The 18,523-nt window shown below is 70.6% G+C and carries 16 protein-coding genes and 1 pseudogene; 4 read left to right on the top strand and 13 right to left on the bottom strand.

Annotated features, from left to right (window positions below; translation table 11 throughout):
* Positions 1–53: 53 nt before the first annotated feature.
* The 4 genes from IFU19_RS00605 to IFU19_RS00620 all read right to left on the bottom strand — a co-directional run bounded on the left by IFU19_RS00605 (position 54) and on the right by IFU19_RS00620 (position 5,111).
* Positions 54–1,454 carry a rhamnulokinase gene (locus IFU19_RS00605; RefSeq protein ID WP_192012651.1) on the bottom strand — a complete coding sequence of 467 codons (1,401 nt, stop codon included), beginning with the start codon at positions 1,452–1,454 and terminating at the stop codon, positions 54–56.
* A complete protein-coding gene (locus IFU19_RS00610) occupies positions 1,451–3,487 on the bottom strand; it encodes a bifunctional aldolase/short-chain dehydrogenase (RefSeq protein ID WP_192012652.1) in 2,037 nt (678 codons plus the stop codon). Before IFU19_RS00610 ends, IFU19_RS00605 begins: the two co-directional genes overlap by 4 nt.
* 98 nt (positions 3,488–3,585) lie before the next feature.
* Complete coding sequence (gene rhaI / locus IFU19_RS00615) at positions 3,586–4,752, bottom strand: L-rhamnose isomerase (RefSeq protein ID WP_192012653.1); 1,167 nt, start codon at positions 4,750–4,752, stop codon at positions 3,586–3,588.
* Positions 4,749–5,111 (bottom strand): L-rhamnose mutarotase, encoded by a 363-nt coding sequence (locus IFU19_RS00620; RefSeq protein ID WP_192012654.1) that lies wholly within the window; start codon positions 5,109–5,111, stop codon positions 4,749–4,751. The genes rhaI and IFU19_RS00620 overlap by 4 nt, the downstream gene beginning before the upstream one ends.
* A gap of 84 nt (positions 5,112–5,195) precedes the next feature.
* Between IFU19_RS00620 and IFU19_RS00625 the strand changes: the two genes are divergently transcribed.
* Together IFU19_RS00625 and IFU19_RS00630 are read left to right on the top strand one after the other, a co-directional pair.
* On the top strand, positions 5,196–6,194 hold the full coding sequence (locus tag IFU19_RS00625; RefSeq protein ID WP_192012655.1) for a LacI family DNA-binding transcriptional regulator: 999 nt from the start codon (positions 5,196–5,198) through the stop codon (positions 6,192–6,194).
* Positions 6,195–6,508: 314 nt separating this feature from the next.
* Positions 6,509–7,495, top strand: coding sequence for an aldo/keto reductase (locus IFU19_RS00630; RefSeq protein WP_192012656.1), 987 nt, complete (start codon positions 6,509–6,511; stop codon positions 7,493–7,495).
* A 142-nt stretch (positions 7,496–7,637) separates the two neighbouring features.
* Here IFU19_RS00630 and rhaS read toward each other — a convergent pair whose 3' ends face one another.
* The 4 genes from rhaS to IFU19_RS00650 are packed head-to-tail and all read right to left on the bottom strand — an operon-like array spanning position 7,638 to position 12,351.
* On the bottom strand, positions 7,638–8,678 hold the full coding sequence (gene rhaS / locus IFU19_RS00635) for a rhamnose ABC transporter substrate-binding protein (protein WP_055832862.1): 1,041 nt from the start codon (positions 8,676–8,678) through the stop codon (positions 7,638–7,640).
* Positions 8,679–8,726: 48 nt separating this feature from the next.
* Positions 8,727–9,791, bottom strand: coding sequence for an ABC transporter permease (locus IFU19_RS00640; protein ID WP_055832861.1), 1,065 nt, complete (start codon positions 9,789–9,791; stop codon positions 8,727–8,729).
* Entirely contained in the window at positions 9,788–10,822 is a 1,035-nt protein-coding gene (locus IFU19_RS00645) for an ABC transporter permease (protein WP_070409161.1), read from the bottom strand. The genes IFU19_RS00640 and IFU19_RS00645 overlap by 4 nt, the downstream gene beginning before the upstream one ends.
* Entirely contained in the window at positions 10,819–12,351 is a 1,533-nt protein-coding gene (locus IFU19_RS00650; protein WP_192012657.1) for a sugar ABC transporter ATP-binding protein, read from the bottom strand. Before IFU19_RS00650 ends, IFU19_RS00645 begins: the two co-directional genes overlap by 4 nt.
* Positions 12,352–12,494: 143 nt before the next feature.
* Between IFU19_RS00650 and IFU19_RS00655 the strand changes: the two genes are divergently transcribed.
* Positions 12,495–13,505, top strand: coding sequence for a substrate-binding domain-containing protein (locus IFU19_RS00655; RefSeq protein ID WP_191915493.1), 1,011 nt, complete (start codon positions 12,495–12,497; stop codon positions 13,503–13,505).
* 88 nt (positions 13,506–13,593) lie between these two features.
* Here IFU19_RS00655 and IFU19_RS00660 read toward each other — a convergent pair whose 3' ends face one another.
* Positions 13,594–15,072: an MDR family MFS transporter gene (locus IFU19_RS00660; protein WP_192012658.1), complete on the bottom strand. Its 1,479-nt coding sequence runs from the start codon at positions 15,070–15,072 to the stop codon at positions 13,594–13,596.
* 72 nt (positions 15,073–15,144) lie between these two features.
* Here IFU19_RS00660 and IFU19_RS00665 point away from each other — a divergent pair, with 72 nt between their 5' ends.
* Positions 15,145–15,765 (top strand): TetR/AcrR family transcriptional regulator, encoded by a 621-nt coding sequence (locus IFU19_RS00665; protein WP_055832857.1) that lies wholly within the window; start codon positions 15,145–15,147, stop codon positions 15,763–15,765.
* Positions 15,766–15,769: 4 nt separating this feature from the next.
* On the opposite strand, the gene IFU19_RS16765 is transcribed toward IFU19_RS00665, so the two are convergent.
* The 4 genes and pseudogenes from IFU19_RS16765 to IFU19_RS00685 all read right to left on the bottom strand — a co-directional run bounded on the left by IFU19_RS16765 (position 15,770) and on the right by IFU19_RS00685 (position 18,518).
* The gene (locus IFU19_RS16765) at positions 15,770–16,141 is read right to left on the bottom strand and encodes a nucleotidyl transferase AbiEii/AbiGii toxin family protein (RefSeq protein ID WP_191915491.1); all 372 of its coding nucleotides are present in this window, start codon (positions 16,139–16,141) and stop codon (positions 15,770–15,772) included.
* A gap of 143 nt (positions 16,142–16,284) precedes the next feature.
* A pseudogene (locus IFU19_RS17110) lies at positions 16,285–16,365 on the bottom strand (hypothetical protein); the annotation flags it as partial.
* Positions 16,366–16,437: 72 nt separating this feature from the next.
* Positions 16,438–17,697 (bottom strand): COG4705 family protein, encoded by a 1,260-nt coding sequence (locus IFU19_RS00680; protein WP_191915490.1) that lies wholly within the window; start codon positions 17,695–17,697, stop codon positions 16,438–16,440.
* A 65-nt stretch (positions 17,698–17,762) separates the two neighbouring features.
* Positions 17,763–18,518, bottom strand: coding sequence for a COG4705 family protein (locus IFU19_RS00685; protein ID WP_197978795.1), 756 nt, complete (start codon positions 18,516–18,518; stop codon positions 17,763–17,765).
* Positions 18,519–18,523: the final 5 nt, after the last annotated feature.

The following is an 18,523-nucleotide window of genomic DNA, read 5'->3' on the forward strand; positions in this document are numbered from 1 at the left end:
TTCGTGTGGTCTGACCACATACTAGGGCCAACCGGACGTCGCCGGGAGGGGGGTCAGGAACGCGGATCGAAACGCCGCGGCGGGAACGCCTCGGCCACCCGCGCACGCAGGTCTTCGAGCGAGGCGCCACGGCCGAAGACACCGAGCGCGCGGGCCTGCACGAGCACGTTGCCGAGGGCGGTCGCCTCGACCGGCCCCGCCAGCACGACGCGTCCCGAGCGGTCGGCCGTGGCCTGGCAGAGCAGGGCGTTCATGGCCCCGCCCCCGACCAGGTGCACGACGTCGATGCGCCGATCGGCGAGCTCTCCCGCGGTGCGCAGGGCCGCCGCGAAGGCCTCGGCGATGCTCTCGACGATCGCCCGCGCGAAGGCCGGACGCCCCTCGAGGCCCGGGACCTCGCCGCCGAGCAGAGCCGCGATGCGCGTCGGCATGTCGCCGGGGGCGGCCAACGACGGGTCGTTCGCGTCGAACAGGTGCGGGGGCTCCGGCGCCGCCGACGCGGCCTCCAGCAGCGACGGCAGATCGACGGGGGCACCGTCGGCCTCCGACCACGCGCGCACCGTCTCGCTCAGCAGCCAGAGTCCGGTGACGTTGTGCAGGAACCGCACGCGCCCGTCGACCCCGCCCTCGTTGGTGAAGTTCGCCGCGCGGGCGGCATCCGTCACGATCGGGGCGTCGAGCTCCAGGCCCACCAGGCCCCACGTGCCGCACGAGATGTAGGCCGCGTTCGGGCTCGACAGCGGCACCGCCACGATGGCCGAGGCCGTGTCGTGCGACCCGACGGCGATCACGGGCCGCGCGCCCAGGGCGTCGGAGGTCGTGCCGATCGTGTCGCCCGGATCGACGAGCGGCGGCAGCACGCGCACCGGGATGCCGAGAGCCTCGGCGAGCGCGGTGTCCCACTCCCCCGTGTGCACGTCGAGCAGTCCCGTGGTCGAGGCGTTCGTGCGCTCGGCGACGGCGTGCCCGGTCAGCCGGTGGGCGAGCAGGTCGGGGACGAGCAGGCTCGTCTCGGCCTCGGCGAGACGCGCGTCGGCGGCGTACTGGTACACGGTGTTGAACGGCAGGAACTGCAGGCCGGCGCGGCGGTACAGCTCGTCGAACGGCATCGTGGCGTGCACGACGTCGACGCCGCGCGCCGTGCGCTCGTCGCGGTAGTGGAACGGCTCGGCGAGCAGTTCGCCGTCGCGGAGCAGCCCGTAGTCGACCGCCCACGAATCGATGCCGATGCTCTCGATCGCGGGTTCGCGGCGCAGCGCCTCGGCGAGCCCCGCGCGCACGTGCTCCCAGAGCGCATCGATGTCCCAGTGCCAGCCGTCGGCGCGCGGCACCGGACCGTTGGCGAAGCGGGCGACCTGCTCGAGTGCGAGAGTGCCCTCGCCGACGCGGCCGATCATCACGCGGCCACTGGTGGCGCCGAGGTCGACGGCCGCGACCGCGCGGGTACGACTCATCGCAGGAACGCCGCGGCGACGCCGGAGTCGACCGGAACGTGCAGTCCGGTCGTGCGGGTGAGCTCGGGACCGGTGAGCACGTACACCGCGTCGGCGACGTTCTCGGGGACGACCTCGCGCTTGAGGATCGTGCGGTTGGCGTAGAACTGCCCGAGGTCCTTCTCGTCGACGCCGTAGGTCGCGGCGCGGTTGGCGCCCCAGCCCGCGGCGAAGATGCCGGAGCCGCGCACGACGCCGTCGGGGTTGATGCCGTTGACGCGCACGCCGTACTCGCCGAGCTCGACCGCGAGCAGGCGCACCTGGTGCGCCTGGTCGGCCTTCGTGGCCGAGTAGGCGATGTTGTTGGGGCCGGCGAACACGGAGTTCTTCGACGAGATGTAGATGACGTCGCCGCCCATCCCCTGAGCGATCAGGGCTCTCGCCGCCGCCTTCGACACGAGGAACGAGCCCTTCGCCATGATGTCGTGCTGCAGATCCCAGTCCTTCTCGGTGGTCTCCAGCAGCGGCTTCGACAGCGACAGCCCGGCGTTGTTGACGACGAGGTCGACACCGCCGAAGGCCAGCACGGTGGCGTCGATCGCGGCCTGCACGCCCTCGGCATCCGCCACGTTCGCCGCCACGCCGATGGCGACGTCGCTCGATCCGAGCTCCGCGGCGACCGCTCGCGCCTTCTCGAGGTCGAGGTCGGCGACGACGACGCACGCACCCTCGGCCGCCAGACGGGTCGCGATGGCCTTGCCGATCCCGGATGCCGCACCCGTGACGAACGCGACGCGACCCTGGTGGGTCTTGGGCTTGGGTGCGCGCAGCAGCTTGGCCTCTTCCAGCGCCCAGTACTCGATGCGGAACTTCTCGGCATCCGAGATCGGCGCGTACGTCGAGAGGGCCTCGGCCCCGCGCATGACGTTGATGGCGTTGACGTAGAACTCGCCCGCCACCCGCGCGGTCTGCTTGTTCGCGCCGTACGAGAACATGCCCACGCCCGGCACGAGCACGATGAGCGGGTCGGCGCCGCGGATCGCGGGGCTGTCGGCGTCGGCGTGGGCGTCGTAGTACGCCTGGTAGTCGGCGCGATAGGCGGCGTGCAGCTCGCGCAGACGCGCGATCGAGTCCTCGACGGAGGCGTCGGCGGGCACGTCGAGGATCAGCGGCTTGACCTTGGTGCGCAGGAAGTGGTCGGGGCAGCTCGTGCCGAGCGCGGCCAGGGCGGGAGCCTTCTCGGATGCCAGGAACTCGAGCACGACGTCGGCATCGGTGAAGTGGCCGACCATCGGCTTGTCGGTCGAGGCCAGACCGCGGATGGTCGGAGCCAGGGCCGCCGCCTTCGCGCGTCGTTCGGCCTCGGGGAGCGCCGAGAAGCCGTCGCGCACGCCGCCGAACGGCTCGGCGACCCCGTGCTGGTCGATGTAGGCCTGGGCGGTGTCGATGATCCAGAGGCTGTTGCGCTCGGCCTCCTCCGACGTGTCGCCCCAGGCCGTGATGCCGTGCCCGCCGAGGATCGTGCCGATCGCCTGCGGGTTCTTCGCCTTGATGGCCGCGATGTCGAGTCCGAGCTGGAAGCCCGGGCGACGCCACGGCACCCACACGACCGCGTCGCCGAAGATCCGCGTGGTCAGTTCCTCGCCGTCGGCGGCGGTGGCGATCGCGATGCCGGCGTCGGGGTGCAGGTGGTCGACGTGCGCGGCATCCACGAGTCCGTGCATGGCGGTGTCGATCGAGGGCGCGGCCCCGCCCTTGCCGTGCAGGCAGTAGTCGAAGGCGGCGACCATCTCGTCTTCGCGCTCGACGCCGGGGTACACCTCGACGAGCGCGCGCATGCGGTCGAGCCGCAGCACGGCCAACCCCTTCTCGGTCAGGGTGCCGAGGTCGCCCCCCGAGCCCTTGACCCACAGCAGCTCCACCGGCTCACCCGTGACGGGGTCGATGTCGGTGCCCTTGGCGGAGGTGTTGCCGCCGGCGTAGTTGGTGACCTTCGGGTCGGAGCCGAGGCGGTTGCTGCGGGCGACGAGGTCGGCGGCGGTGGAGCGGGTCATGACGGTCCTCACGGGATTCGAAGGGGTGGACGGCGGCACGACGGGCCGCGCGAGAAGAAGCGCCGGGGCGAGGCGGGCGTCGCCCCCGCGGGGCGGGGTCAGGCGCCCCAGCCGGCCTGGGTGCCGCCCGCACGCTCGTCGGCGAGGCGGGCGAGGTGGCCCGAGGCGGCGAAGGCCCCCATGGGGTCGGCGGGGAGGCCGCGCGATTCCCGCCACTCGGCGAGCGCCGGGCGCACGTCGGTGTAGAACGCGTCCATGAGCACGGCGTTGGCGCCGAGCACGTCGTTCGCCTGCTGCGCGGCGGCCAGAGCGTCACGGTCGACGAGCAGCGCGCGCGCCGTCATCTCCTGCACGTTGAGCACCGAGCGGATCTGGCCGGGGATCTTGTCCTCGATGTTGTGGCACTGGTCGAGCATGAACGCCACGTCGGGGTTGTTCAGGCCCCCGCCGCGGACGACCTCGGTGAGGATGCGGAACAGCTGGAACGGGTCGGCCGATCCGACGATGAGGTCGTCGTCGGCGTAGAAGCGCGAGTTGAAGTCGAACGAGCCGAGCTTTCCGAGGCGCAGCAGCTGCATGACGATGAACTCGATGTTGGTGCCGGGCGCGTGATGCCCGGTGTCGAGGCAGACCATCGCCTTGTCTCCGAGCGACGCCACCTGCGCGTACGACGTTCCCCAGTCGGGGACGTCGGTGTGGTAGAACGACGGCTCGAAGAACTTGTACTCCAGCACCAGGCGCTGGTCGTCGCCGAGGCGGGCGTAAATCTGCTGCAGCGAGTCCTGCAGGCGGTCCTGGCGACCGCGCATGTCGTTCTGCCCGGGGTAGTTGGAGCCCTCGGCGAGCCAGATCTTCAGATCGCGCGAGCCCGTGGCATCCATCACGTCGATGCACGCGAGGTGGTGGTCGATGGCCTTCCGACGGATGGCGTCGTCGTGGTGCGTGAGGGCGCCGAACTTGTAGTCCTCGTCCTGGAAGGTGTTCGAGTTGATCGTGCCGAGGCGCACGCCCAGGTCGTCGGCGTGGCGGCGCAGCGCCCCGAAGTCGTCGACCAGGTCCCACGGGATGTGCAGGGCCACACTCGGCGCGAGGGCGGTGAGGCGGTGGACCTCGGCGGCATCGGCGATCTTCTCGAACGCGTCGCGCGGGGTGCCCGGCGTCGGGAACACGCGGAAGCGGGTGCCGGAGTTGCCGAACGCCCAGGAGGGCAGCTCGATCGCCTGCTGTTCGAGGGCGGAGAGGATCTCGGGGCCGAGAGTGGTCATGACGGGTTCCTTCCCGCGTATGCGAGCTGGTCGGCGAGGTGGAAGACCTCGGTGAGGGCGGTGGCGGCCTGGTCGGGACGACCCTCGAGGCCGAGGAAGAACGGGGCCATCTCGGCCTCCCACGCGGCCGCGATCGGCGAGGCGGCCAGGTACGCCTGGGCGGCCGCGTCGTCGTCGGTCTCGTAGTAGCCGATGAGCCGCCCGTGCGCGCCGAGGAACAGCGAGTAGTTGCGTCGCCCGGCCGCGGCGATCTCGTCGAGCATCTCGGTCGGCACGGGCGTGTGCCGTGCGACGTACTCGTCGATCAGCTCGGGCCGGACGCGGAGTTCGAAGCAGACGCGCGTGGTCTGTGCGGACATGGGGCGGGTTCTCTTCCTCGAGAATGAATCGTTTCATCGCACGATAGCACAGCGGGTGTGCGCGTGCGATATCGTCGTCGGATCATGGCGGTCAAGATCACGGACGTCGCGGCGCGCGCGGGGGTCTCGGTGGGCACCGTGTCGAACGTCCTCAACGGTCGGGCCACGGTGTCGGCCGCCGCCGCCGAGCGCGTGCGCGCGGCCATCGACGCCCTCGGGTACGTGCGCAACGACGCCGCCCGCCAGCTGCGCGCCGGTCGCAGCCGCAGCATCGCGCTCATCGTGCTCGACGCCGGCAACCCCTTCTTCGCCGCCGTCGCCCGCGGCGCCGAAGCCCGCGCCGCCGACGACGGCTACGTCGTGCTGCTCGGCTCCAGCGGCGCCGACCCCGACCACGAGCGTCTCTACCTCGACCAGTTCCGAGAGCAACGGGTGGCCGGGGTGCTGCTCACCCCCGCCGACGTCGACGGCGACGTCGTCGAACGCCTGGCGGCCGCCGGCATCCCCGTCGTGCTCGTCGACGAGCAGATGCACGGCGCCGACGTCTGCGCGGTCTCGGTCGACGACGTCGAGGGCGGCCACCTGGCCGTCGCGCATCTGCTCGCACGGGGACGCCGCCGGATCGCCTTCGTCGCCGGCCCCCTGACCACGCGCCAGGTCGCCGATCGCCTCGCCGGAGCCCGCCGCGCGGTCGCCGAGGTCGACGGCGCCGAGCTCGAGGTGATCGAGGCCGATGCCATGACCGTGCTCGCCGGCCGCGCCGCGGGCGAACGCGTGCGCGAGCGCGCCGACCGCCCCGACGCCGTCTTCGCCGCCAACGACCTGCTCGCCGTCGGCGTGCTGCAGGCCCTCACGATGCTCGGCGACATCCGCGTGCCCGACGACATCGCGCTCGTCGGCTACGACGACATCGACTTCGCCGCCGCCACCGTCGTGCCGCTCACCTCGGTGCGTCAGCCCGCCGAGGCCCTGGGTTCCACGGCCGTCGACCTGCTGCTGCGTCAGCTCGACGGCGAGCTCGACCCCGCCGAGCGCCAGGTGAGGTTCCGCCCCGAGCTGATCGTGCGGGCGTCGAGCGGTTAGTCGCCGGAGGCCGGGGCCTTCTCGGCCGCCGGGCCCTCGATGCCTCGACGCGCGCCCGCCCCTTCGCGGTGCCGCGGGCGAGGGAATCGCCGGTGAGGGGTGTACTGACGGAGCGTCCCTGCCCGTCGGGTTCGGGCGTAGCGTCGACCGCACGGACGACAGGGCCGACGGGCGCGGGGTCCGCGTCGCCGTACCGGAGTCGAGCAGTTCCGGGCGGATGCGGCTGAGCGCCGCCTGTCCGTCGACGACCGACGCCGAGTCCCGGGGTGGACTCGCACACGATGCCGCCGCGGCGGCGCGGGAGGAGTGACAGCATGCACACACGGACTCTGGGACAGGGCCTCGAGGTCTCGGCGGTCGGGCTCGGCTGCATGGGGATGTCGCAGTCGTACGGCCCGAACCCCGGCGACCGCGACGAGATGATCGCGGTGCTCCGGTCGGCTCTCGATGCGGGCGTCACCTTCTTCGACACGGCGGAGGTCTACGGCCCCTACGACAACGAAGAGCTGGTCGGCGAGGCACTGGAGCCGATCCGCGATCAGGTCGTCATCGCCACCAAGTTCGGGTGGGACATCCGCGAGGGGGCGATGGCCGGGCTCGACAGCCGCCCCGAGCAGATCCGACGGGTGGCGGACGCCTCGCTCACCCGCCTGCGCACCGACGTGATCGACCTCTTCTACCAGCACCGCGTCGACCCCGACGTCCCGATCGAAGACGTCGCGGGAACGGTCGGAGAACTCGTCGCCGCCGGCAAGGTCCGCCATTTCGGCTTGTCCGAAGCCTCGGCGGCCACCGTCCGCGCCGCCCACGAGACGTTCCCGGTGACGGCGCTGCAGAGCGAGTACTCGCTGTGGACGCGAGACCCCGAGGCCGAGATCCTCCCCACCCTCGCCGAGCTCGGCATCGGGTTCGTGCCCTTCAGCCCGCTGGGCAAGGGCTTCCTCACGGGCACCGTCGACACCTCGACGACGTTCAGCGACGGCGACATCCGTACGCGCGTCCCCCGCTTCGACGCCGACAACCTCGCCGCGAACCAGGCGCTCGTCGCGCACGTGCGCGAGCTCGCCGCGCGGAAGGAGTGCACGCCCGGGCAGATCGCCCTCGCGTGGCTGCTCGCCCAGGGGGCGCACATCGCCCCCATCCCCGGAACGCGGCGCACCGAGCGGATCCACGAGAATGCCCGCTCGAGCGAGATCGCCCTCTCGGCGGACGACAGGGCCGACCTCGACGGCCTGGCCCGTCGCATCGGCGTGCACGGCGACCGCTACAACGCGCAGCACATGGGATTCGTGGGCCGCTGAGCGCCAGAGGCGGGCTCGTGCCCGCCGATCCCCGGTGCGACGGGCGCCGCGCTCGTCTCCCCCGGTGCCACGCGCGCCACGCCGCGAACGACCGAGGCCCCGACCGCCGCGAGGGCGGCCGGGGCCGGTGCGGGGCTTCGGATCAGAAGTCGAAGTCCGCGATGTTCGCCGAATCGAACACGTACGGGTCGCCCAACAGCACCGTCGCGTCGGCGCCGACGGTGAACTCGCCGAGCTTGCCGGCTTCGAACGTGTCGCCCTCGGCGCCGGTGATCTGCCCGTCGATCAGCGCCTTCGTCGCGAACGCCGAGAGGTAGCCGAGGTCGGCGGGGTTCCACAGCGCGAACGCGGTGATGGTGCCGTCCTGCACGTACTCGCGCAGCTGGTTGGGAGTGCCGAGGCCGGTGAGCGCAACCTTGCCCTTGTACTCCGAGGTCGACAGGTACCGGCCGGCCGCGGCGATGCCCACGGTGGTCGGCGAGACGATGCCCTTGAGGTTCGGGTAGGTCTGGAGCAGCGCTGCGGTGCGGTCGAACGAGGTCTGGTCGTCGTCGTCGCCGTAGACGACGTCGACGAGCTCGATGTTCGGGTGGTTGGCGGCGAGGTCGGTCTTCATCAGCTCGATCCAGGCGTTCTGGTTCGTGGCGTTCGCGGCCGCCGAAAGCACGGCCACCTGACCGGAGTCACCGATCTGCTCGGCGATCAGGTCGACCTGCACCTTGGCGATGCCCTCGGCCGTGGCCTGGTTGATGAAGAGGTCGCGGCACTCGGCGTCGGTGTCGGAGTCGAAGGTGACGACCTTCACGCCGGCGCTGCGGGCCTCGTCGAGCGCGTCGCAGATCGCCGAGGGGTCGTTGGCCGAGATGACCAGGCCCCCCACGCCCTGCTGGGCCGCGGTCTGGATGTACTGCACCTGCGAGGTCGGGGTCGCCTCGCTGGGGCCGACCTGTTCGAAGGTGCCGCCGAACTCGCCGATGGCTTCTTCGCCGCCCTTGTTCGAGGTCTCGAAGTACGGGTTGCCGAGGTTCTTCGGCAAGAAGGTGATGGCCAGGTTTCCGCCATCCCCTCCGCCGGTGGATCCTCCGCCGCTGCCGCCGGAGCAGCCGGTGGCGACGAGGGTGACCGCCAGGGCGAGGGCGGCGGCAGCGGTGCCGACGCGGGTCTTGCGAGTGAATGCGAACATCGTTGTTTCCTTCCGTTGTGCAGATGTGTGGCGCGGGTGGTGTGCGGGTCAGGCGGTCGACGCCGGAGCGGTCGAGCGTGACCCCTTCCTCTTGCCGAGCGCGGTTGCGCGTCGAGATTGCAGCCAGGCGAGAAAACTGGCGGACACCACCGAGAGCACGAGGAGGGCTCCGGTGATGACGTTGATGATGTCGCTGGTGACTCCGGCCAGGCGCAGGGCGCTGCCCAGGGTGCCGATGAGCAGCACGCCCGCGATCACGCCGTGCAGGGCTCCGCGACCGCCGAAGATCGACACGCCGCCCAGCAGCACCGCCGCGATGATCTGCAGCTCCATTCCCATGGCGTTCTCGCCGCGGGCGTTGCTGTAGAGCAGGGTGAAGTACACCCCGGCGAAGCCCGACACCGCGCCGCTCAGGACGAACAGCAGGAACTTGGTGCGGGCGACGTCGATGCCCGAGAACTGCGCCGCTTCCTTGTTCAGGCCGATCGCGTACAGCGAGCGACCGAACGGGGTGAGGTGCAGCAGCACCGCGAACACGATGGCGAGCACCGCGAAGGGCACCATGATCAGCGGCAGCGGCGTGCCCGGGATGTTGGCCTTGGCGAGGTCGGTCCACGTCTCGGGGAACTCGGTGACGGCCTCGGTGCCCAGCAGCCCCACCGCGATGCCGCGGAACAGGGCCAGGGTTCCGATCGTCACCGCGAGCGAGGGGAGCCCCACGACGGTGACGAGGAAGCCGTTGATCGCCCCGGCGACGAGGCCCACCACGATCGCGGCGAGGGCGGCGATCTCGAACGGCCAGCCGGCCTGGGTGAGCACCCCCACCGTGACGCTCGAGAGTCCGACGATGCTCGCGACCGACAGGTCGATCTCTTCGGTGATGATGATGAGCGTCATCGGCAGGGCGATGAGCAGGATCGGGGCGATGTCGCGCAGCAGATACGTGACCGTCAGTGGGCTGTCGAAGTTGCGCACGGTCGCGATCGACACGACGATGACCAGCAGCAGGATGCCGATGATGGCAGCCTCGCGGGTGAGTAGGGCCCGACGCCAGAACGGGCGGGCGTGCGCGCGGTAGGTGCGCGCGCGGTCGTCGACGGTGGTGGAGGTCATCGACCCGTCTCCCTCTGTGCGGTGAGCGTGCGGGACTGGCGGACCGCGAGCACACGGTCGAGCACGATGGCGCCGAGGATGAGCGCACCTACGACGGCCCGCTGCCAGAAGTCGTCGATGCCGAGGATCGGCAGCGCGCGGTTGATCGTGAGCAGCAGGTAGGCGCCGATCGCGGCGCCCCAGACCGTTCCCACGCCGCCCGAGATGGCGACGCCGCCGATCACGGCCGCGCCGATGGCCTGCAGTTCCCAGCCGAAGCCGGCGTTCGAGGCGACGGTGCCGTAGCGCGCGGCGTACAGCACACCCGCGAGGCCCGCCAGGGCACCGCTCGTGACGAAGGCGCCGATGATGCGACGGTTGACCTTGAGTCCGTAGAGGTGGGCGGCCGCCGGGTCGGACCCGAGGGCGTAGAGCTCGCGACCGCTGCGCAGGTTGCGCAGGTACCAGGCGGCGGCGATCAGCACGATCACGGCGAGGATCGTCAGCAGCGGGATGCCGAGGATCTGCCCGGTCCCGAGTCCCCGGAAGTCCGCGGGCAGGTCGCCGGCGTTGACGCGGTTGCTTCCCGCCCAGGCGACGTTGAGGCCGCGGTAGATGTACATCGTGCCGAGCGTGATGACCAGGGCGGGGACCTTGGCGTAGGCGACCAGCGCCCCGTTGACGAATCCGAGGATGCCGCCGACCACGATGCCCGCGAGGAACACCACCACGAGCGGGAGTCCCGGCACGTCGATGAAGAGCCGGCCGGTGAGGTACGCGGTGATACCCACGACGGAGCCGACCGAGAGGTCGACGTTGCGCGTGATGATGACGATCGCCTGGCCGACGGCCACGAGCAGCAGCAGCGAGGGGGTCAGCAGCAGGTCGCGGAAGCCGTCGGGAGAGAAGAGGAAGGTGGGGTTGTTCACCGTCGCGACGACGACGATCAGCACGAGCGCGAGCACGATGCCGCTCTCGCGCGCCGTGGCGACGTGCGAGACGAGTCGTGCCGCGGGGCTCGTGCCCGGACGGATGGGGGTGGCGGTGCTCACGAGGTGGCCTCCACATCGGCGGTCGCGGCGAACATGATGGTTTCGGGGGTGGCATCCGCTCGCGAGAACTCGCCCGTCAGCCGCCCCTCGCGCATGACGAGCACGCGGTCGGCCATTCCGAGGACCTCGGGCAGCTCGCTGGAGATCATGAGGATCGCGAGCCCCTGCTGGGCGAGTTCGGAGAGCAACCTGTGCACCTCCGACTTGGTGCCCACGTCGATGCCGCGGGTCGGCTCGTCGACGATGAGCACGCGCGGCCGGGTGGCGAGCCACTTGCCGATGACGACCTTCTGCTGGTTGCCTCCGCTGAGCGTTCCCGCGGTGGCATCCAGAGCGGCGGTCTTCACCTCGAGCCGGCTCGCCCACTCGCGGGCGGCACGGTTCTCGTCGGTGGTGCGCAGCAGACCCCACCGCGAGAGCTTCGTCCGGATCGCGAGGGTGATGTTGCGCGAGACCCCCTCGTCGAGCACGAGGCCCTGCTTGCGGCGATCCTCGGGGACGAGGGCGAGGCCTCGCGCGGTGGCGAGGCGGACGCTTCCCTTCGGCAGCGCTGCACCGCTCAGCCGCACGGTGCCCGATTCGTAGGTGTCGACGCCGAAGATCGCACGGGCGACCTCGCTGCGGCCCGCACCGACGAGTCCCGCGAGACCGACGATCTCACCGGCGCGCAGCGAGAACGACACGTCGCGGAACACTCCGCGGCGCGTCAGCCCCTCGACCTCGAGCACGACCTCGCCCGGGGTGGACGGCAGCTTGGGGAACAGCTCGGTGACGTCGCGTCCCACCATCTGGCGCACGAGGTCGTCGACCGTGGTGTCGACCAACGACGTCGTGTGCACGTACGCGCCGTCGCGCATGACGGTGACGGTGTCGCACAGGGCGAAGACCTCGTCGAAGCGGTGCGAGATGAACAGCAGCGCGCGCCCCTCGTCGCGGAGGCTGCGGGCGACCGCGAACAGTCGCTCGACCTCGACGCCGCTGAGGGCGGCGGTGGGCTCGTCCATGATCAGCACGCGGGCGTCGAGCGAGATGGCCTTGGCGATCTCGATGATCTGCTGGTCGGCGATCGAGAGCCCCTCGGTCACCCGGTCGGGATCGAGCGAGACACCGAGACGCGCGAAGATGCGGGTCGCCTCGTCGCGCATCTTCCCCCGGTCGATGCGCCCCAGACGCCCGGTGGGCTGGCGTCCCATGAAGATGTTCTCGGTGACCGACAGGTCGGGGAAGAGCGTGGGCTCCTGGTAGATCACGGCGATGCCGGCGGCCTTGGACTGCGCCGTGCTGGCGAAGTCGACGCTCTCGCCGTCGAGAAGGAAGTCGCCGTCGTCGCGGCGGTACAGCCCCGCGATGATCTTCACGAGCGTGGACTTGCCCGCGCCGTTCTCACCGATCAGGGCGTGGATCGATCCGCGGTCGAGCGTGAGGCTCCCCGACCGCAGAGCAACCACGGGGCCGAACGATTTCATCACGCGCCGGAGCTCGAGGGCGTGGTGGGGCGTGGCGGGTGTCGCGTCCATCGCGTCAGCCATGCGGCCTCCTCATCGAGGGTGGAGCCGGTTGCCCGGCACAATCTGAATCGTTTCAGATTGGATGCCAGTCACTGTAGGGTGAGCCCGACGACGCGGTCAAGTCGGGATCGCGCCGAGACCGGATCGTGACGTGAGGAGGCGCCGTGTCGATCAGCATCCGCGACGTCGCCACCCTCGCGGGCGTCTCGGTGGGCACCGTCTCGAACGTGCTCAACAGACCCGACGCCGTCTCGGCCGCCTCGATCCAGCGGGTGAACCACGCCATCGAAGAGCTCGGGTACGTGCGCAACGACGCCGCCCGGCAACTGCGCGCGGGCGTCAGCACCACCGTCGGCTTCGTCGCCCTCGACGGGCGCAATCCCTTCTTCGCCGACGTCGTCGGCGGCGCCGAGAACGAGGCCACCGCGCGCGGCCTGGCGCTCCTGCACGGCAACAGCGACGAAGACGCCGCGCGCGAGACGCTGTACATCGACCTCTTCGAACAGCAGATGGTGCGGGGGTTGCTCATCGCCCCGTTCGGCGACGTCACCGCCCGACTCACCCGGCTGCGCTCGCGCGGCATCCCCTCGGTGCTCATCGACCGGTTCTCGGGCGACGCGCGTTTCTCGTCAGTGTCGGTCGACAGCGTCGCCGGGGGCCGACTCGCGGCCGAGCACCTGCTCGCGACCGGGCGCCGCCACCTCGCGTTCGTCGGCGGATCCTTCGACATCCGGCAGGTGACCGACCGCCTGGCCGGCGCCCGCAGCGCCGTCGAGAACAGCGTGCATCGCGCGAGTCTCGAAGTCGTTCCCACGCACGCGCTCACCGTCGACGAGGGCGTCGCCGCCGGTCGACGCCTGCTCGCCCGCGACAGACCGGACCGACCCGATGCGGTGTTCGCCGCGAACGACCTGCTCGCCCTGGGACTCCTGCAGGGACTCGTCGTCGACGGCCGCATGCTCGTCCCCGACGAGATCGCCGTGGTGGGGTTCGACGACATCCCGTTCGCCGCCGCCGCGGCGGTGCCCCTCACCTCGGTCCGTCAGCCCAGCGCCCTCATCGGCGGCACCGCGATGCGCATCCTGCTCGACGAGGCCGACGACCCCGACCGCCCGACGCGGCAGACGGTGTTCGCGCCCGAGCTGGTGGCGCGGGCGTCGACGGGGGTGCCGTAACGGGGGCGTCGGCGCGCCGCCCGAGCACGACGAAACGCCGCTCCCGCGCGCACCGTCGGACGGCCCGCGCGGGAGCGGCGTGCAGACGTCAGTGCGCCGGCATCGCCTCGGCGTCGTCGACCTGGGCCGGCGTCCGCACGAACGCCGCCAGCACGATGACCGCCAGCGACAGGCACGCAGCGACGAAGAACGCGGTGTGGATGCCGGATGCCGTGGCATCCACGGCCGATGCGCCCCGGTCGGCCACGGCCGACGCCGCACCCACGGTCATGAGCGTGACGAACACCGCGGTGCCCGCCGCGCCGGCGAGCTGCTGCACGGTCGACACGATCGCGGAGCCGTGCGGGTAGAGCCGGCGCGGGAGCGATCCGAGCGCCGCGGTCATGAGCGGCGTGAACATGAACGCCAGACCCAGGCTCAGCAGGCAGTGCACGGCGATGACGAAGCCGACGGGGGTCGAGGTCGACAGGGTCGCGAAGCCCCAGAGCGCGACGCTGGCCACGATCGCGCCCGGCAGTACGAGCGGGCGCGCGCCGAACCGGTCGAACAGGTTGCCGACGAGCGGGGCCATGAGCCCCATCAGCAGACCGCCCGGCAGCAGCATGAGGCCGGTGGGCAGGGTCCCGAGGCCCAGCACGTTCTGCAGGTACAGCGGCAGCAGGATGAGCACGCCGAACAGCGTCGTCATCGCCACGACCACCAGCACCACGGCGACGCTAAAGGTCGAGTGCCGGAAGACGCCGAGGTTCAGCAGCACACGGTCGGTCGCGCCGAGGCGCAGCTGACGCACGATGAACGCCACGAGGGCGACGGCGCCCAGGACCAACGGCATCCAGACGGGGACGATCTCGTGACCGCTCGCCGCTTCGCCGATGCTCGACAGGCCGAAGATGATGCCGCCGAAAGCCAGGGCCGACAGCACGACCGAGAGCACGTCGAGGGTCACGCGGCGCGTGTCGGTGAGGTTCTGCACCCACCGGGCGCCGAGGGTGATCGCGACCAGCGCGATCGGGATCATGACGATGAACATCGCCCGCCACGGGAAGACCGACAGGATCAGACCCGAGACGGTGGGACCGACGGCCGGGGCCACCGAGATCACGATCGAGATGAGTCCCATCATGCGTCCGCGACGGTGGGCGGGAACGACGTTCAGAACGGTGGTGAACAGCAGCGGGATCATGATCGCGGTTCCCGACGCCTGGACGACGCGGCCCAGCAGCAGCACGCCGAAACCGGGGGCGATCGCGGCGATCACGGTGCCGAGGGTGAACAGCCCCATCGCGGTGAAGAACAGGGTGCGAAGCGGGAAGCGCTGGATGAGGAACCCGGTCGTGGGGATGACGACGGCCATCGTCAGCAGGAAGGCCGTGGTCAGCCACTGCGCGGAGGCGGCGGTGATGTCGAGCTCGCGCATGAGCTCGGGAAGGGCGACGCCCATGATCGTCTCGTTCAGGATGACGACGAAGGCGGCGACGACGAGCAGCGCGATGACGGCGCCGGGGCGCACGGCGGGCTTGACGCCGGCGCCGGGCGGGGCGGTGGGGACGGTTCCGGTGGAGACCATGGAGGACCAATCTGAGCAGGAAGAGACAACTTGGCAGTTACTGCCAATAAGACATCGACTACTGTATCGGACATGAGCCCCCTGTCAGCCCCCGCGGGTGGAGGTCTGCGCGACCGACGCCGCCGCGAGACGGCGGTCGAGATCTGCGCGGCCGCCCTCGACCTGTTCGAGCAGAAGGGCGTCACCGGCACCACGGTCGACGAGATCGCCGCGCGCGCGGGCGTCTCGCCCCGCACGTTCTTCCGCCTGGCCGGCACGAAAGAAGACGCCGTCTTCATCGACGACGGCCGCTTCGCCGAGGCGCTCGCCGGCGTCGGCGCGCCGGGCGACGACATCGCCGCACTCACGACGGCGCTGCGTGCCGTCTTCGCACGCGAGCTGCGCGGTCTGGATGCCGATCCTCAGGCGCGCGAGAGGTTCCTCCGCGTGCGTCGGCTCATCGGCCACGAGCCCGCGCTGCTGGGTGCGGCCGTGCGCCGCGAGGCCACGTCATCCGACCGCTTCATCCCCGAGATCGCCGAGCGCCTCGAACGCCCCGACCTCGACGTGCGCGCCGCGCTCGGCCTCGCCGGCCTCGAGATGCGCACGACCCTCGACGAGTGGGCACGCCGCCACGACCGCGGCCAGGCGAGCAGCCTGGTCGACCTGCACCGCGAGGTGCAGCAGCAGATGGGCCGAGCCGCCGGCGCCTGACCGCTCAGGTCTCGCGCGTGGGCGCCTCGGCTCCCCCGGCGGCGGATTCCAACGCCGCCTCGACGACAGCAACGGCCACGTCCGGCGTGACCCGCACGAGGCACTGATGCCCCAGAGCGCGAGTCCACTCCGTGTGCGTTGGCACATCCACGAAGCTGACCTTCGACGCACTGGTGAGGGGGCCGAGCCGTCGGAAGATGTCGAGCGCCTCGCCCGTGATCTTCGACGCTTCGGCGAGGGCCCAGAGGTCGTAGAGATCGCGAGCGGCACCGCGATCACTCCACGCTGCCAGCTTCGACGCCACGAACGACGCGGCCGTGAGAACGCGAAGGCGCGCCGGCGGAGCATCTCCGTAACGCTGCTCGATGGACACCACCTCGGTCGGCAGGCAGGATAGCCGACCGCCGAAACCAACTGCACTTGGATTCGCGTCTCCCCCACCTGCAGAACGGAAGCATGAGGATGTCGCGACTCAGTGAGCCGCGGAGTGAACTGCACGGCGCCGAACAGGCGCCCCAGTCGCCGCGAGAGAATGCCCTCGATCTGTTGCGCGACGTGTCGCCGCTCACCCAGGGCGATGAGATCGATGTCTTCGGACAGCCGAGTCTGCGGGAGGTGCGTTCGAGAGAGCGCCGTTCCGCCTGTGGCTGTCTCGTGAACGTTCGATTGTGATCAAGCCCCGAGCGTGGTCAGCAGGGTCTGCAGCGCCCTCTGCTCGGTGGCCGGGTCGGGAGTACTGGAGCGGACGGAGGAAAGGACGGGATCGATCTTCTGGTCGATGTAGGTCCAAGTGCCGCAGTCTGCCGCGTTGAGAGCATCCTGGTTGTTGTCCCAGGCAGTCTCGAGCTCGGTGGCCCGTTTGCTGGCGCCGGCCCGATCCCCGCTCTGCACCGAGGTGAGGATGTCGGTCGTGATGGTGCGGAAGTCGTTCATGGCGGTGACCGAGAAGTGCGCGGCAGCATTGCTCGCGGCTTGGTCCTGGGTGAGCGTGGAGGTGTCGCTGCAGCTGGGGCCGGGGCCCTCGTCGGCCAGTGCGCTCGCGTGGGGCTGGCTGTTCGTGTAGGTCAGCAGTGCGACGGTGGCGATCGCGACGATGGCCAGGATGCCGAGCGTCGCCCGTCGGCGTCGGGGTGTCGTCGCGGGTTCCGGTGCGTTTCGGTCGCGTTCCACGATGTCGGTTTTGCTGACGGTGAGGTAGATCACGGTGGCGAGGATGGCGGCTAGGAAGATCAGGCTGGTGGTGAAGGTGCCGAGGCCGATGCCGCCTTCGGCGGGGGTGAGGCCGAGCCAGTCGCCGATGTTCGCGCCGAGGGGGCGGGTGAGGATGTAGGCGATCCAGAAGGTGAGCACGGGGTTGGCGCCGTAGCGCCAGAGGGCGGTGACGATGCCGATGAGCACCAGGGGAAGCAGGATGGACAGGCCGGGGCCCCAGCCGGTGAGTTCGAGGGTCCAGTCGCCGAGGGCGGTGCCGAGAGCGAAGGTGACGAGCACGGCGACCCAGTAGAACGCTTCGCGGGGGCGGGTGACGATGCTGTGGATCGAGAGGGTGCGTTCGCGGGCGAACCAGATCGCGAACACCACCGCGAGAGCGGCGGCGAAGACGGCCGAGCTGACCGCGAGTGGCACGCCGGCCTGGTCGGTGAGGATGTCGGTGTAGAGGGTTCCGGTGATGCTGAGCACCACGACGGTGAGCCAGTACGCCGCGGGCCGGTAGCGGGTGAGACGCAGTTGGACGGCGAGGACGATGACGGTGACGACGGTGAAGATGATCGCGGTGGCTACCAGGCCCACGCCGAGGGCCATGTTGATGTAGTCGGCGAAGCTCTCTCCGACGGTGGTGCAGAGGATCTTGATGATCCAGAACCAGATGGTGATCTCGGGGACTTTGCTCAGAAGCTGCCGAGTCGTGGGTGTGGTGGCGTGTGCGCTCATGCTCTGACGTTCCCAACCGGGGTTCCGGGCATCCTGCGAACGGCGCCCTCACCGTCTGAGACTTCTCACACGATCGGGCTCTCCACGCCGGATCGGAACGGCTGTCGGCTGAGCACGGCGACGCAGACGGCGATCGCGGCGGCGAGAACGAGGCTGACCGTGCCGGTGCCGACGCCGATGCCTCCGCGGTCGGGGCCGACGCCAAGCCAGTCCGCGAAAGACGCCCCGAGCGGCCGGGTCAGGATGTACGCCACCCAGAACGCAACGATCGGATTGACGCGGAAGAAGGCGTAGGCGACGGCGGGGATGCAGATCGCCACGAGGAACAGCAGCCCCGATCCGAGGTAGCCGAGCCCGAGCACGTGGGCGGCCCAGTCGCCGGCGGCGGTGCCGAGCGCGAAGGTGGTCAGCACGGCCGCCCAGTAGAACGCTTCCCGGCGGGGCGTGTCGATCGCGTGGATCGACAGGGTGCCCTCGGTGCGGTACCAGAGGAGGAACACCACGGCGAGGGCGATCGCGAAGCCGGCGGTCGAGACCTCGTAGGGCACCCCGAACTGCACGTGCACCACGTCCGCGGCCATCGTGCCGAACACGCTCACAAGCACCACGGCGAGCCAGTAGACCCACGGCACATACCGCCGGGTACGGAACTGCAGCACCAGCGCCCCGACGAGCAGCACGAACGCGACGGCGACCCCGATGACGGGTTCGATGCTCGTCACGACGAAATCGGAGGTCGTCTCCCCCATCCCGGTGGTGAGCACCTTCGTCACCCAGAACAGCACGGTGATCTCCGGCACCTTGCTGCGGCTCAGGTCCATGCGCT

Source organism: Microbacterium sp. CFBP 8794, from assembly GCF_014841235.1.
Taxonomy (GTDB): Bacteria; Actinomycetota; Actinomycetes; order Actinomycetales; family Microbacteriaceae; genus Microbacterium.